The sequence below is a fragment of the Kribbella sp. VKM Ac-2571 genome (assembly GCF_004362255.1).
GTDB classification, from domain to species: Bacteria; Actinomycetota; Actinomycetes; order Propionibacteriales; family Kribbellaceae; genus Kribbella; species Kribbella pratensis.
In genome coordinates, this window is the sequence record NZ_SNWS01000020.1 from 17,605 (window position 1) to 31,758 (window position 14,154).

General features: G+C 68.2%; 14 protein-coding genes. 8 read left to right on the top strand and 6 right to left on the bottom strand.

Translation table 11 applies throughout. The features are described from left to right. Positions 1–33 precede the first annotated feature (33 nt). The 4 genes from EV651_RS33995 to EV651_RS34010 are packed head-to-tail and all read left to right on the top strand — an operon-like array spanning position 34 to position 4,329. Complete coding sequence (locus EV651_RS33995) at positions 34–1,311, top strand: extracellular solute-binding protein (RefSeq protein WP_166658882.1); 1,278 nt, start codon at positions 34–36, stop codon at positions 1,309–1,311. Next, positions 1,308–2,159 carry a carbohydrate ABC transporter permease gene (locus EV651_RS34000; RefSeq protein WP_202870644.1) on the top strand — a complete coding sequence of 284 codons (852 nt, stop codon included), beginning with the start codon at positions 1,308–1,310 and terminating at the stop codon, positions 2,157–2,159. The genes EV651_RS33995 and EV651_RS34000 overlap by 4 nt, the downstream gene beginning before the upstream one ends. Beyond that, positions 2,152–2,979, top strand: a complete 828-nt coding sequence (locus tag EV651_RS34005) for a carbohydrate ABC transporter permease (RefSeq protein ID WP_133789380.1) — start codon at positions 2,152–2,154, stop codon at positions 2,977–2,979. The genes EV651_RS34000 and EV651_RS34005 overlap by 8 nt, the downstream gene beginning before the upstream one ends. A gap of 9 nt (positions 2,980–2,988) precedes the next feature. Next, positions 2,989–4,329 carry a sulfatase-like hydrolase/transferase gene (locus tag EV651_RS34010; protein ID WP_133789381.1) on the top strand — a complete coding sequence of 447 codons (1,341 nt, stop codon included), beginning with the start codon at positions 2,989–2,991 and terminating at the stop codon, positions 4,327–4,329. Between the two features lie 105 nt (positions 4,330–4,434). Here EV651_RS34010 and EV651_RS34015 read toward each other — a convergent pair whose 3' ends face one another. Next, positions 4,435–4,890, bottom strand: a complete 456-nt coding sequence (locus EV651_RS34015) for a nuclear transport factor 2 family protein (RefSeq protein ID WP_133789382.1) — start codon at positions 4,888–4,890, stop codon at positions 4,435–4,437. Between the two features lie 122 nt (positions 4,891–5,012). Between EV651_RS34015 and EV651_RS34020 the strand changes: the two genes are divergently transcribed. Together EV651_RS34020 and EV651_RS34025 are read left to right on the top strand one after the other, a co-directional pair. Next, positions 5,013–5,561, top strand: a complete 549-nt coding sequence (locus EV651_RS34020; protein WP_238157374.1) for a TetR/AcrR family transcriptional regulator — start codon at positions 5,013–5,015, stop codon at positions 5,559–5,561. After that, on the top strand, positions 5,558–6,526 hold the full coding sequence (locus EV651_RS34025) for a hypothetical protein (protein WP_133789383.1): 969 nt from the start codon (positions 5,558–5,560) through the stop codon (positions 6,524–6,526). The genes EV651_RS34020 and EV651_RS34025 overlap by 4 nt, the downstream gene beginning before the upstream one ends. Here the strand turns inward: EV651_RS34025 and EV651_RS34030 are convergent. Further along, entirely contained in the window at positions 6,523–8,283 is a 1,761-nt protein-coding gene (locus EV651_RS34030; RefSeq protein ID WP_133789384.1) for a hypothetical protein, read from the bottom strand. The two genes, EV651_RS34025 and EV651_RS34030, sit on opposite strands and share 4 nt — an antisense overlap. 15 nt (positions 8,284–8,298) lie before the next feature. After that, the gene (locus EV651_RS34035) at positions 8,299–9,981 is read right to left on the bottom strand and encodes an ABC-F family ATP-binding cassette domain-containing protein (RefSeq protein WP_133789385.1); all 1,683 of its coding nucleotides are present in this window, start codon (positions 9,979–9,981) and stop codon (positions 8,299–8,301) included. Between the two features lie 87 nt (positions 9,982–10,068). On the opposite strand from EV651_RS34035, the gene EV651_RS34040 reads away from it, so the two are divergent. Together EV651_RS34040 and EV651_RS34045 are read left to right on the top strand one after the other, a co-directional pair. Next, the gene (locus tag EV651_RS34040) at positions 10,069–10,278 is read left to right on the top strand and encodes a hypothetical protein (protein ID WP_133789386.1); all 210 of its coding nucleotides are present in this window, start codon (positions 10,069–10,071) and stop codon (positions 10,276–10,278) included. Then, a complete protein-coding gene (locus EV651_RS34045) occupies positions 10,275–11,435 on the top strand; it encodes a hypothetical protein (RefSeq protein ID WP_133789387.1) in 1,161 nt (386 codons plus the stop codon). Before EV651_RS34040 ends, EV651_RS34045 begins: the two co-directional genes overlap by 4 nt. A 1-nt stretch (position 11,436) precedes the next feature. On the opposite strand, the gene EV651_RS34050 is transcribed toward EV651_RS34045, so the two are convergent. Genes EV651_RS34050 through EV651_RS34060 form a run of 3 tightly spaced genes read right to left on the bottom strand, consistent with a single transcriptional unit; the run spans position 11,437 to position 14,152 of the window. Then, positions 11,437–12,204 carry a hypothetical protein gene (locus tag EV651_RS34050; RefSeq protein ID WP_133789388.1) on the bottom strand — a complete coding sequence of 256 codons (768 nt, stop codon included), beginning with the start codon at positions 12,202–12,204 and terminating at the stop codon, positions 11,437–11,439. Further along, entirely contained in the window at positions 12,197–12,730 is a 534-nt protein-coding gene (locus EV651_RS34055) for a SigE family RNA polymerase sigma factor (RefSeq protein ID WP_133789389.1), read from the bottom strand. Before EV651_RS34055 ends, EV651_RS34050 begins: the two co-directional genes overlap by 8 nt. 57 nt (positions 12,731–12,787) lie before the next feature. Further along, complete coding sequence (locus EV651_RS34060) at positions 12,788–14,152, bottom strand: zeta toxin family protein (RefSeq protein ID WP_166658883.1); 1,365 nt, start codon at positions 14,150–14,152, stop codon at positions 12,788–12,790. Between the last annotated feature and the right edge of the window lie 2 nt (positions 14,153–14,154).

Genomic DNA, 14,154 nt, shown 5'->3' on the forward strand with positions numbered 1-14,154 from the left:
AGGTTTGTCATGCCCCCTGTCATGCACCCAGCCATGCCCTCTGGCACACCCGCGTACAACCGCCGCTCGTTCCTCCGGCTCGGCCTCGGCGTCACCGTGCTCGGCGCGGTCGGGGCGGTCGGCGCGGGATGTGCACCGGCCAAGCCCGCCTCCAAGAAGGCGGACAGCCGGACGTTCACGATCTACTGGAACGCCGGCCACGGGTACCAGGCCTACAAGGAGGTGATCGACCAGTTCGGCAAGGACCACGACCTGCAGGTGAACTGGCAGAAGTTCCAGTGGCCGGACCTGACCACGAAACTCACCGCGGATTTCCGTTCCGGAAACGTTCCGGACCTTGTCGAAGAAGTTTCCGCGGGCACCGGAACGCAGTACGGGCTGGCCGGCAACGTGCTGGCCCTGGACGAGTTCGCCGCCGCGGACAAGGAATTCGGTTTTCCGGGTGATTTCCTGGACCAGGCGGTCGTCGCCCGCCAGTACGAGGGCAAGACCTACTCGATCCCGCTGCACCTGACAGCGAACGGGCTGCTGTTCTACAACAAGGCGATGGTCGAGACCCCGCCGGCGACCTGGGACGAGTTTCTCGAGGTCGCGAAGTCCACCACCAAGGACAAGGTGTCCGGCTGCGCGCTGAACTCGGACGCCAGTTATGCCGCGCCGTACTACAACCAGCAGAAGGTCGACTTCAGCGACGTCGGCGCGAAGGAGTTCCTGCAGCCCGCCGACGCGGCACGCCAGGCCATGCAGTGGATGCAGGACCTGGTCTATACCCACAAGGTCTCCCCCGCGCCGGTCGCGACCACCGACTACTCCGGCCCGCAGAAGTTGTTCTCCGCCAAGCGGGCGGCGATGTTCGTCTCCGGACCGTGGGACATCGGGCCGATCCGGCAGGGCAGTCCGGACATCGAGCTCGGTCTCGCCGTACCGCTGACCGGCGCCGTGCAGTCCGCCGCGATGGCCGGGTCGGGTCTGATGATCCCGGCGAAGGCCAAGGACCCGAAGCTGTCCTGGGAGCTGATCACGAAGCTCGCCGCCGTGAAGGTCGAGCTCGCCGCGACCAAGGAGGCCGGGATGTCGATGCCGCGCAAGAGCTGGGCCGCCGACCCGTCGGTCGCCGCCGATCCGAACCTGGCAGTCATCGCCAAAGCCCTTGCCGTGGTGGCGAAACAGGACGTCGCGCTGTCCGCGAGCGGGAAGGCCGCGCAGATCAACGAGCTGTGGAAGAAGGCCTACCAGCAGATGATCATCCAGCACGCGCCGGTCGGGCCCACGCTGGACGACTTCCGCAAGCAGGCCGGGGCCGCGCTGTGATCCGTCGCCGGCAGGCGCTGACCGCATGGCTGTTCCTCACCCCGGCGGTGCTGTTCTTCGTCCTGCTGTTCTTCCTCCCGATCGGCAACCAGCTGCTGACCGGGCTGTACGACTCCGACGGCGCATCCTTCGCCGGGCTGGGCAACTTCAGCCAGGCGTTCCGCGATCCGGAGGTCCTGCACTCGTTCCTGATCACGCTCGCCTACGCGGCCGGCACTCTGGTCGTCGGTACGGCGGTGGGCCTCGGGCTGGCCGTGATCCTCAACCAGTCCCTGCGCGGCCGCACGGTGTTCCGCTCGGTGCTGCTGATCCCGTACCTGACGTCGGTGTCGATCATCGGCCTGCTCTGGCGCAACATCCTGGACCCGCAGGTCGGCATCCTCAACCGGTTGCTCGAGGCGGCCGGCCTGCCCGGGCAGACCTGGCTCAGCACGCACCCGCTGGCCACGATCGTCGGGATCACGGTCTGGTCCGGCGCCGGCTACACGATGGTCCTGTTCCTCGCCGGGCTGCAGGGCATCCCGGGCCTGTACTACGAGGCGGCGCGGATCGACGGCGCCGGGCCGTGGCGCCGGTTCTTCGCGATCACACTGCCGCTGCTCACCCCGACCACGGTCTTCGTCTCGATCATCGGGCTGATCAGTACGCTGCAGCAGTTCGCGCTGCCGTACATCGTCACCGGCGGCGGTCCCGGCAACGCGACCTCGCTGTACGCGCACCGGCTGTTCCTGGTCGCGTTCAACGACAACGACTTCGGATACGCGTCGGCGCTGTCGCTCTTGCTGCTGATCGTCGTACTGATCCTGTCCCTGGTGCAGCTGCGGATCGGGGACCGGGCCGATGCGTGAACGACTGTTCCCCGGCGACCGCGTTGCGGCGTACGGCGTCCTCGTCGTGCTCGGCCTGGTCACGGTGCTGCCGCTGCTGTACATGATCGTGCTCGCGCTGCAGAGCGACGGCGAGGTGCAGTCCGGCGACCCGGTGCTCTGGCCGGATCACCTGCAGTGGCAGAACTTCAGCCGGTTGTTCGAGGCGGCGCCGTTCGGGCGGTTCTTCGTGAACAGCTTCGTGATGGCCGGCGCGATCACCGTCTCGCACCTGATCTTCGACCCGCTGGTCGGGTACGTGTTCGCGAAGCTGGACTTCCCCGGCAAGCGGATCGCCTTCGTCGCGGTGCTGTCGACGCTGATGGTGCCGTTCTTCGTCCGGATGCTGCCGATCTACTCGATCTTCGCGGGCCTGGGGTGGATCGACAGCTACCAGGGCCTGATCGTGCCGTTCCTGATGGATGCCTACGGCATCTTCCTGATGCGGCAGTTCATCCGGCCGCTGCCGGACGAGCTGATCGAGGCGGCCCGGGTGGACGGCGCCGGCGAGTTCCGGATCTACCTGCGGGTGATCCTGCCGCAGTGCAGGCCCGCCCTGGCGGTGCTCGGCCTGTTCACGTTCGTCTTCCAGTGGAACGAGTTCCTCTGGCCGCTGATCGCCACCAGCCGCACCGAGATGCGCACGCTGCCGATCGGCCTGACCCTGTTCAACCAGGAGTACTTCACGCAGTGGAACCTGACGGCGGCCGGCGCGCTGATCCTGTTCGTGCCGACCGCGATCTTCTTCGTCATCACCCAGAAGTTCCTGGTGGAAGGCATCGCCCTCTCCGGACTGAAATGAGACCTCTTGATGCGCCCCAATGTGATCGTCTTCTTCACCGACCAGCAGCGCTGGGACACCGTCGGCGCGGCCGGATGCCCGCTCGGGCTGACCCCCAACCTCGACCTGATGGCCCGCCGCGGCACCTTCTTCGAGACCGCCTGCACCACCAACCCGGTGTGCGCTCCGGCCCGGGCGGCGATGCAGACCGGAATGTTTCCGACAAACGCCGGCGTTTTCCGCAACAGCGTTCCGCTGCCGACCGACGCGCCCACACTCGGCCGGCTGTTCGGTGATGCCGGCTACCGGACCGCCTACATCGGCAAGTGGCACCTGGGCACGCAGGATCCGGTTCCGGCCGAAGAGCAGGCGGGATACGAGTACTGGCTGGCCTCCAACCTGCTCGAGTTCACCTCCGACGCCTACCGGACGGTGGTGTACGACGGACACGAGGAACCCGTTTTCCTTCCCGGGTACCGCCCAGACGCGCTGACCGACGCGGCCATCCGCTACGTCACTCGGGTATCGGCCGACGACCGTCCCTTCATGCTGTTCCTCTCACTGATCGAGCCTCACCACCAGAACGAGCACGACAACTACCCGGCACCGGAGGTCTACCGGGACACCTACACCGGTGCGTGGCTGCCACCGGACCTGGCGACACTGCCCGGTACGGCGCACCAGCACGCGGCCGGGTACTACGGCCAGATCAAACGCGTCGACGAGTGTCTCGGCCGACTGCGGGACGCCCTGGTGAGCCTCGACCTCGCCGACGACACGCTCCTGCTCTACACGTCCGACCACGGCTCGCACTTCAAGACGCGGAACAGCGAATACAAGCGCTCACCGCACGACGGATCCGTCCGCGTGCCCTTGGTGGTCGAAGGGCCCGGGTACCGCGGTGGCTCGCGCGTGACCGCACCGGTCAGCACGGTCGACGTCGTACCGACGCTGCTGGACGCAGCCGGGATCGACCTGCCCGACCATCTGGACGGGGTGCCGCTGCGAGAGTCCCGGCGCGATGCGGTGCTGATCCAGGTCAGCGAGTCCGAGGTCGGCCGCGCGCTGCGGACCGGTCGGTGGAAGTACTACGTGCACGCTCCGGACGCCGGCGACGTGCCGGGCACCCCGACCTATGCCGAGCGGGCGTTGTACGACCTCGACGCCGATCCGTACGAGCTGGACAACCTGATCGACAGCGTCGGCCACCAGGACGTCGCGGCAGAACTCCGTGCGCGGCTGGTCGACGAGATCGCCGCGATCGAAGGGCAGTCCGTTTCGGTGACGCCGTACCCGACGCCCCGGGACCGCGGGCGCTTCCCGGAGACCACGGTCCGTCGGCTGAAGCTGGACGGGCGTCGCCTGGAGTAGGCGGGTGAAGTTGACGTCCCGAGTAGGCGCCTGGCGTAGCGGCATTGGAAACGGCCCCGGGCGGACGATGGGTCTCGGTCCGGGGCCGTTCGGCGCCTCTGCGGACTAGGACGCGGCCGGCGCCTTCGCCGGTTCCCGGAGGTGCGCGACGAGTTGGTCCACCTGGCCGCGGGCGCGGATCATCGCCAGGTGGTCGATGTAGTCCCGGGACTCCACGATCAGCGCGTCCCGCACCCGCAGTACGAAGATCGCGGGCACCCGGAACGGCTCGCCGGTGGCCACGATCGTCCCGGCGTACTCGAACTCGGCCACGATCACCTCCGGGTCGGTCGTTCGGTGCACCCGGATGTTGTCGGGCTGGAAGCGCACCACCTCGGCGACCTGCGGGCCGACGCCGCCGAAGTGCTCGCGGAGCGCGTCCCGGCTGAGCAGCGGGTGGTCGCCGTAGGGGTTCATAGGGTGCCGGACGGCGGTCTGCTCGGCGTACAGCTGCGGCAGCACGGCGAAGTCGCGATCGGCGACGCCGTGCACGAGTTTCAGGAAGACCTCTTCAGGAGTCATCGGATTCCTCACAGGGTATAAACGGAGTGATGACTTCGAATATATGGAGTCGTGACTTCGTTTACAACCTCGGCGTCGTTCAGAGCGTCTTCTAGGCTGAGGTGCGACGGAGGGGAGCTGGGGTGCGAGCAGACGCACGGGACAATCGGGCCAGGATCATGACGGCCGCGGACGACGTCTTCGGGCGGTCGCCGGGGGCGTCGACCGACGATGTGGCGAAGCTGGCCGGGGTCGGGATCGCGACCGTGTTCCGGCATTTCGCGACCAAGACCGAACTGCTCGAGGCGGTGCTGACGCTGCGGCTGGAGCGGATCCGCGACCGGGCCCTGGAGTTGGCCGCCGGCGACGACCCGGGTACGGCGTTCTTCGAGTTCTTCACGCAGGTCGTGTCGGAGTCCGCGTCGAAGCTCGCGATCGCCGAAGCGCTGACTGCGGCGGGGGCGGCGGCCGGCGAGGAGGCGCGCGAGGCCGGTCGCGGGATGCGGGAGGCGTTCAGCGGGTTGCTGACCGCGGCCCAGAAGGCCGGCGCGGTCCGGGCCGACGCGGAGATGCCCGAGGTGTACGCGCTGCTGATCGGCGCGTCCCGCGGCGCCACCGCGGCCAAGCTCGACCCGGAGACCCGCGACCGGATGCTCGCACTGATCTACGACGGCCTGAAGCCTCCCCGGTGAGGCGCGTTCTCAAAGTCGTCGTCGTCCTGTTGCTGCTTGTGATTGTTCCGCTCGGGGCCTACGCGATCTCACTACGCGTGCAGTACACCGGCGACCCGACGGCCCGGACCCGCGGCCAGGACGCGCTCTGGCTCGGTCACGCCTGGGTCGACGGCCGGAAGTCCGCCGCGGACGTGACCGCGCTGGCGCAACGGCTGCAGGGCACCGGCATCCGCGACCTTTACGTGCACGCCGGTCCGTTGGAGCACGACGGCTCGTTGCCGTTGGCAAAGGTTTCGCCGAAGGCGCGCTGGTTCGTCGACGCGATGCATGCCGCGGCTCCCGCCGTGCGCGTGCAGGCCTGGCTCGGAGACGTCGTACAGCCGGGCAAGGATCCCGGTATGAATCTCGATGACTCGGCCGTTCGCCGCCGGGTCGTCGAGTCGGCGTCCGCCGTTCTGCAGCAGGGATTCCAGGGCATCCACTACGACTTCGAGCCGGTGCGATCCGGGTCGAAGGGCTACCTTTCCGTGCTGGACGAGACGCGTGCTCTGGGTACGACGTTGTCGGTCGCGGCGGCGCAGATCGACCCGCTCTGGTACTTGCACGTGATCCCGGTCGACAAGTGGTGGTCGCAGGACTACTTCCGCCAGGTCGCGGAACGGGTCAACCAGGTCGCCGTCATGTCCTACGACACCGCACTGCCGCTGGAGTCGTTGTACGGCGGGTACGTCGCCAAGCAGACCAAGCTGGCGTTGGAGGTCATCCCACCAGCCACGGACCTCCTCATGGGACTCCCGGCGTACTGGGAGAACAACCCGTCCCATTGGGGCAACGCGGAGACCGTCAGCGCGGCAGTTCGCGGCGCACGTCTCGGTCTTGGCGACTCGCCGCGTCAGAACTTCGGTCTGGCCTTGTACGTCGACTTCGCGGCCACCGACGAGCACTGGACGGCGTACCGCGACGGCTGGTGCGTGGCGCCCTAGAAGGGATTCCAACGGGCCAGGACGAGGATGAGGACGCAGACGGCCACGTAGACCGCGTTGATCAGGAGGACCGGCGAGGGGCGCCGGGCGATCGGCTCCTCCGGCAGGCCGGTGTGCGAACGCAGCCGGAGCGTCTCGAACACGGCAGCGACGTTGGCCAGCTCCTTGTCCGCGATACCGCCGACAACGTGCCATTCGTCACCTGCGTCCAGGCTGAGCCCGTCCTCCTCGACCTCGACCGAATCCACGGCCCGCCACGACAGGCGCCGCTCCAACCAGCCGGTGCGAATCCACAGGTCGGTCGCGGTGGCAGTCACCCGGAAGAGCGCACGTGAGCCTAGTGAATGCACCAACTGTGCGCCGATGCCGGTCGCCAACACAGCGGCGTACCAATCTCCCCAGCTCGCAAAGGTCCCGACGGCAACCGGCCCGACCACCAGTACGCCGATCAGCGCCGGCAGGCTCCACCACGATCGCGCCCGCAGGGGAACCTCCCACGGCAGCGTCGGCACCTCCCGCGCCGGTTCGACGGGCGGCGCACTGGGTGCGTCCTCGGCCGGCTCGAAGTCCGTCGGCAGGCTGCTGGCTGTCTCGTCGTGCCACGGCAGCTTCCTGAACGCGCGGAACGGGCTGACCGGACGGAGCGCCTGACTACCGAGCAGCAGCGTCGGCCAGCTGCCCTCAGCGAGGTCGCCGACGAGTAGTGCGTCACCGCGGTACCTCATGAGCGTTTGCGCCCACTCGCGCCTGAGCTTGGCCGGCGCACCGGCCTGCTCTTCCTCGTCGAGCACGCTGAAGGCCTCGAGCAACCGCAGGTCGCTCTCTTCGTCGTCCAGGTCGGCGTCGAGCAGGCCCAGCAGGACCGTGCCGTCCGCGGACCGGACCGCGAAGGCACCGGAAATGTGCGGATCGATCCGGACGGGCATGGCCGGTCCGCTCCACGACCTCCGCGGACGGGCTCTACGCAGCCGGAGATCGCGCAGGAGGAACAGGAGGGCTAAGAGCCACGCACCGCCGGCCACCGTGTACCAGAACGTGTAGTCGGCCAGCTCTGCGCGCAGCCGGATCCAGTGCGAGTCGGCAGGGTCGACGAGGACAGCGATCTGCTCACCGGTGTCGTAGTCGCCCGCCACGGACACTGTGCGGCTGCTCCCGTCGGGCAACTGGAGAGTGAGGTCGCCGTCGTCGTTCATGCCCTTCGCAATGGCCGTCTGCTCGACGGCACGTCGTAAATGAGCTTCCTCGCGTGAGTCCTGCCAGTTCATCAGGCCGAACGCGGCAGCGCCCACCAGCACCAGGGCGACCGCCACGAGCAGTCTGCTCGTCACACCGATCCGTGCGGCCGCGGGTACGTGCACCTGCTCTCGCTGCAGCCGCCCAGCCAGTGACCGTTGGCGAAGGCGGCTCGTGACGATCCAGATCAGCAGTACGGCACACAGGACGCCGTACACGGTCCAGGCGACCCGTGCTGAGGCGACGTTGTCGTAGCGGAGGTCGAGAGCCATGAACACCACGCCGGCCAGCGCTGCGACGATCGGTTGCCACCACAGCAGGGCGAGCGACGCGAAGCAGGCGATCATCGCCAGTGAGAACGTCCGGTCGGGACCGCAGGTCGTCGGGACCTCGACCGAGCAATTGCTGGTGTCACCGATGGTCGACGCCAGGATCGCTCCGAGCCAGAGCACCGGCAGCAGCCAGCGGTAGGTCCAGCTCGGGACGACGGTGCGAGCCCAGCGGGCCGCCAGAGCGCCTGTCATTCGAGAACTGTAAGGTCAGCGGGCCCTTTCCACGCGACCTTCGTCCCAGACCGGCTCGTCGGGTTCGTACACCGAGCCGTCGGCGCCGAAGACCAGGTAGCGGTCGAAGCCCCGGGCGAACCAGCGGTCGTGGGTCACTGCGAGGACCGTGCCGTCGAACGAGTCGAGGCCCTCCTCCAGCGCCTCGGCCGACTCGACGTCCAGGTTGTCGGTGGGCTCGTCGAGGAGCAGCAGGGTCGCACCGGACAGCTCCAGGAGGAGGATCTGGAAACGGGCCTGCTGACCTCCTGACAGGCTGTCGAAGGTCTGCTCGGCCGCGTGCGCCAGCTCGTACCGGTCCAGCTTCCGCGACGCCAGCTCGCGTCCCATGCCATCTCGGTGGTCGTCACCGCGGTGCAGGATCTCCAGCAACGTCCTACCGACCAGCTCCGGGTGCTCGTGGGTCTGGGCGAACCAGCCGGGCCGCACGCGCGCACCGAGCTTGGCGTTGCCGGTGTGCGCCACGGACGGGATCTGTACGTCGCCAACGGGCTCGTGCTCCACATCCGGATCCGAACCACCGTTGGCGAGCAGCCTCAGGAAGTGCGACTTCCCGGACCCGTTGGAGCCCAGTACGGCGACACGTTCGCCGTACCAGACCTCGAGGTCGAAGGGCTTCATCAGGCCGGTCAGCTCGAGTGCGGTGCACACCACGGCCCGCTTGCCGGTGCGGCCGCCGGTGAGGCGCATGCTGACCTTCTGCTCGCGCGGCAAGGCCTGCGGCGGCCCAGCCTCCTCGAACTTGCGCAGTCGCGTCTGCGACGCCCGGTAGCGCGAGGCCATGTCGGAGTTGTACGCCGCTTTCTGCTTGTACATGAGCATCTGTGCCCGCAGCTTGGCGTGCTCCTCGTCCCAGCGCTTGCGCAGCTCCTCGAAACGCTCGAACCGGTGCCGCCGGGCCTCGTGGTACGTCGCGAACCCGCCGCCGTGCGTCCACGCCGTATTGCCCGCCGCACCGAGCTCCACGGTGACGATCCGGGTAGCGGTGTTGGCCAGGAGCTCTCGGTCGTGGCTGATGTACAGCACGGTCTTGTCGGAGCTACGCAGCTGCTCTTCCAGCCACCGCTTCCCCGGTACGTCGAGGTAGTTGTCCGGCTCGTCCAGCATCAGTACTTCGTCCGGCCCACGCAGCAACGCCTCCAGCACCAGGCGCTTCTGCTCACCGCCGGACAGCGTCTTCACCTCACGCCAGCGACAGCGGTCGAACGATATGCCGAGTGCGGACGTCGTACAGACGTCCCAGAGGACCTCCGCGTCGTACCCACCGACCTCGCCCCAGTCCGCCACCGCCTGCGCATACCGGAGCTGGGTCTTCTCGTCGTCCGCGTCCATCATTTTCTGCTCGGCCTTGTCCAGCTTGGCCGCGGCCTGCTGGATCGCTTCGGGCGCCACACCGAGCAGCAGATCGCGCACGGTCGACGAGTCGCGTACCGAGCCGACGAACTGCCGCATCACGCCCAGCCCGCCGGACCGGGAGATGCTGCCACTGTGCGGCTTCAGGTCGCCGGCGATGATCCTGGTGAGGGTGGTCTTGCCCGAACCGTTCGCCCCGACCAGCGCGACCTTCGCGCCGTCCCCGACCCGGAACGTGACGTCGTCCAGCAACACCCGCCCGTCCGGCAGCTCGAACCCCACACCGGCGACATCCACGTGACCCATCCCCCCAGTCTGACGGCCCCGGCAACCCCCACGCGACCGGTTATCGTGTGCCGGCGGCGACCCTTTGAAAGGGAATGATCGGGACGGATGGACGCATATCGTGAAGCACAGCGGCTGTACGCCGAGGTCATGTTGTCGCGTGCCTCCGGGCGGGAACTGATCGCCGAGCTCGAGCGGGCGCTCCAGCGGATCGGGGAACTGCTGCCACAAGCGGCACCGGACCAGCGTTCCGCCGTACTGCTGATGAACAGCTCGATCGCGGAACGGCTCGCCGGGCTGGCGGAGGAGAGCCGATGACCGAGCGCGGTCCGGAGATCCCCCCTGGCACCTGGGAGCACGACTGGGTCTCGTCGGTCGTCGCCAAGGCCGCGGAGTACGCCGGCCGACCCTCCCGCTGGAACGGGAAGCTGTACGAACAGCCAGGACCGGTCGCAGGCGTGTGCCTTCCCGACGGCAGCATGACGATCAGCCGGGAGCACGTGCTCGACCCCGCCCGTCCCGCCTACACCCCGGGCCGAACGCTGACCAGCGACGAACGGAGCGCGGCGGGCCGCGCGACCACGATGGCGGTGTTCAACGCACGACTCTCGATGTCCGAGGTCGGCGACGACAGCGTGCCCGGCGCGACACCGATCGGCTCGCTCGAGGACATCGCCCTCGAGAACGCACGGGCTGACCAGTTCAGCCAGGAGTACAGCGGCCGGATCGCCGAGAGCATGACCAAGCAGTCGCTGTCCCTGGGCGCTGACGCTCCGGTGTTCCCGGCGTACTCGGCGGCCACGGATCGGCTGCTTTACACGCTGGGCGGCGCCACCGGGATGGGCCACGACCAGCTCGGCGACCTCATCGACAGCACCGCGCGCACGCAGCGGTTCAACGCGATCGCCGACCAGGCGCTCGACCATCAGGTCGGCGAGCTGATCCCCGAGTCGCACCGCGCCCAACTGCGCGAGGCCCTGACCGGGCCGCTCCGCCGCGGACTCGGCGGCCTCACGATGACGGAGATGAGCGAACTCACGCACCCCGGATCAAAGCACAAGTGGGGCTGGGACTCGGCAGAGTGGACCGAGGTGGAGTTCACCACCAACCTCGACGACATCAAGAAGCACTACGAGTCCTGGGACGCGGAGCACCCGGGCGAGGAGCCGCCGGAACTGCCGGACTCGCTGCGTGAGAGGTTCCTCGACCGGGAGGAGGAGATCCAGCAGGTCTGGGCCAGTAAGGGCTGGCCGGCGCAGCAGCCGGTCGCAGGGCGCGAACAGGAGTACTACGAGCGGCTGCCCGAACAGGTGTACCCGAACGCGCGCGAGCAGGAGATCGCCAGGCTGCAGCAGTTCCTGTGGTCGCACACGGCACCGAGCAAGCGCAACGATTCGGCTGTCGACACCGGCGGACGCCCGGACAACGTCCGGCACATCGGCTCGGGCCGCAAGCCCGACCGTGGGGTCGAGTGAGCTACCAGTCCTTGAGGGCGCTCAGGTAGGTGCCGCCGGACGGGCGGACCGTGCCCGTCATGAAGAGCTTCAGCGGTGCGGAGTACAGCCCATAGACGTGACTTCCGGTGAAGAAGCCGGCCGACGTACAGCCGTCGTACACGACCCAGATCTCCTTGGTACCGGCCGCGGTGCTGAAGCGGAGCGCGATCGCCTCGGAGGGCTTGGCGACCTGCGGAGCGCATTTGAACACCGGCAGGTCCGGGTTCCGCTCCGGGAGCACCTTGATCGCGTCGACCACCTGCTGTGCAACGGCAGCGTCGAACTCCTGCTCTCCGAGCAGACCGCCCTGACCCGTGCTGTAACGGCAGGCCCGCAGACCAGTCACTGGGGTGTTCAGGTCGAGTCCGGTCCCCGTCGGTACGTCGTTCGGCGACGCCACCTGCTGGATCGGATGCGGGATCGGACAGCTTGTCTTCTCGGCCTTGGAGTTCGGCGCTACGCCCTGTGAGGGCTGTTCCGGCGCGGCGGCCTTGCCCTCGGAGGCAGAGTCACTGTGGCTGGTGGCGACTGGTGACTCACCACCCATCAGACCCCACACGCCACCGATGGCCGCAACCACCAGGACTGAACCAGCGGCCATCGACAACGCCGTACGGCGCCGGTGCACCCGGCGACGTGCTTCACGCGCCAGGCCGGTCTTCTGCATCCCCTGAGCATCCGCGTGGTCCTGGAACGCAGAGGTGATCTTGGGGCCGAGCTCCTGCTCTGGGTCGTGCTGCTCAGGCATCCTCGGCTCCTTCCGTGCTCAGTGTGGTCTTCAACGCTGCCAGTGCTCGGTGTACGTGCGACCGCGCCGTCGCCTCCGCGCAGTGCAGCAGCTGGGCGATCTCGGCGTACGACAGCTCCTCGTAGAACCGCAGTACGACGGCAGCTCGCTGCTTGTCCGGGAGGGTCGCGCACAGGTCCCAGATGGCGTCCGCCTCGGCGCGGGTCGCCGTACCGTCCGAGACGGCACGCGCCGTGCGCACCGGGTCGTCGACGGGCGTCTCTCGCCGGCGGAATCGCCGCCACCAGGAGATGTGCGCGTTCACCACCATCCGCTTCACGTACGCCTCGGGGTCGTCGGCACGGCTCACCCGGCCCCACCGCGCGCACGCCGTAGTCAGAGCGTCCTGTACGGCGTCCTCGGCCAGGGTCGCGTCACCCGTGAGGACATAGGCGAACCGCAGTAGGGCATCCGCCTTCTCGGTGACCCACGCCTCGAAGTCGAGCGGCCCTGTCCGAACCTCAGCTGCCGCCAAGACTGCCTCCATACCCTCAGGACGCCGGTGTGCCGCTGTCCGTTGCAGTACGACACCATCCGGCCGAGGTCACCGAGTCAACCGACCGTTGTCTCCGCCACCGCGCTCGTCCCGAGCCGCACTCTGTCCCCACTGCGGCCGCTGCTCACCCTCAGGTTGCGAGTGCGTGTCGGCCCCAGGCACAGAGATACCAGACGCAGGGCTCTGCTCAGTCTGCAACCGCACCGCAAACCGCTCCCAGTCATGCCCCTGCTGCGGGGGCGCAGGCACCTCCTGTCCACCCACCGCTTGCGCCCCACCTTGCATCCCCGCCGCCCACCGCGGGTCCTGCGCACCAACCACCGCCTGCTGCGACCCCGACGGCTGCTGCGGTTGCGGAGGCAGCTGCAGCGCAGCCTGCTCCTGCCACGACTGCGCCACATGCTGCTGATGCGGCGCATACCGCGGACGCGGAGGCACCTGCTGAGGTTGTTGGGGTTGTTGCGGTTGTTGGGCCGGTTGCTGGGGTTGTTGGGCGGCTCGGGTTATCTCCGCTTGGGCTTTCAGCGTCGTTAGGCGGTGGTGTTCGGCCAGTTTGGGGGCGGCTGTTTGGTGGAGTTTGGCGAGCAGGCGATGACCCTCGCGCGTTGCCATCAGGGGCATGGCCTTGAAGTGGTCCTTGAGCGGCCGGCGCGCCAGAGCCGCGAGTTTGTTGTAGCCGCGGACGAAGTGGTTGACCTCCCGGTCGGTCCACGGGCGGTTGCGCTCGGTCTCGATGGCCCAGCGACTCGAGCCGATCTGGTGCCGCCAGACGCCGTTCTTCTGCTCGTTCGTGAACACCGGCTCGGCCTCGCCCCGCCGGTACACATGCACGGCGTCGGCCACACCCTGCGCCTCGATCGCATCAGCGGTGTTCAGCATGTCCTGGTAGATCTGATCGTGCTGACCCGCGTCGATCCACCGCCCGTACCCGACCTCCTGACGGCTGTCGTTGAACCGCTCCATGATCCCGAGCTGACTCTGCGACTCGTGGACGGCCGCAACCGCGACCTCGACCCGGTACCCCTGCTCCTGGAACGACCGCATCAGCGCGAGATCGCCGAACGGGTACGGCACGACGACGTCCATCCGCCGTGCCTGCACGTCGCCGAGCGCCCGCCCACGCCACACCGCCGCGTCCTCCGCATGACCCACCGTCGCGGTGTAGTCGTCTTCGAGCGCCGCCCGCGCATACTCGGGGTGCTTCTCCAGCAGCTCGTCGTGATCGAGGACGTAGGCCTTCTTCATGCCGAGGCGGTCCATCGCCGCCGCCTGCATGGTCGTCTTGCCCGCACCGGGCTGCCCGAGGATGAACAGCACGGTGGGCTTGCGCCACGGCGGACGCCCGCGGCCGTGCTTGGCAAGCCCAGGCTGGATCCGCCGGACGTAGAACTCGTCCAGCTTCTCCTTCGACAACC

What these genes read in the sequence shown, in the direction of transcription:
- EV651_RS34045 (WP_133789387.1), top strand. Translation starts at nt 10,275, where the DNA reads ATGACCGAGCGCGGTCCGGAGATCCCCCCTGGCACCTGGGAGCACGAC.
- EV651_RS34005 (WP_133789380.1), top strand. Translation starts at nt 2,152, where the DNA reads ATGCGTGAACGACTGTTCCCCGGCGACCGCGTTGCGGCGTACGGCGTC.
- EV651_RS34040 (WP_133789386.1), top strand. Translation starts at nt 10,069, where the DNA reads ATGGACGCATATCGTGAAGCACAGCGGCTGTACGCCGAGGTCATGTTG.
- EV651_RS34015 (WP_133789382.1), bottom strand. Translation starts at nt 4,890, where the DNA reads ATGACTCCTGAAGAGGTCTTCCTGAAACTCGTGCACGGCGTCGCCGAT.
- EV651_RS33995 (WP_166658882.1), top strand. Translation starts at nt 34, where the DNA reads ATGCCCTCTGGCACACCCGCGTACAACCGCCGCTCGTTCCTCCGGCTC.
- EV651_RS34050 (WP_133789388.1), bottom strand. Translation starts at nt 12,204, where the DNA reads ATGCCTGAGCAGCACGACCCAGAGCAGGAGCTCGGCCCCAAGATCACC.
- EV651_RS34035 (WP_133789385.1), bottom strand. Translation starts at nt 9,981, where the DNA reads ATGGGTCACGTGGATGTCGCCGGTGTGGGGTTCGAGCTGCCGGACGGG.
- EV651_RS34030 (WP_133789384.1), bottom strand. Translation starts at nt 8,283, where the DNA reads ATGACAGGCGCTCTGGCGGCCCGCTGGGCTCGCACCGTCGTCCCGAGC.
- EV651_RS34010 (WP_133789381.1), top strand. Translation starts at nt 2,989, where the DNA reads ATGCGCCCCAATGTGATCGTCTTCTTCACCGACCAGCAGCGCTGGGAC.
- EV651_RS34055 (WP_133789389.1), bottom strand. Translation starts at nt 12,730, where the DNA reads ATGGAGGCAGTCTTGGCGGCAGCTGAGGTTCGGACAGGGCCGCTCGAC.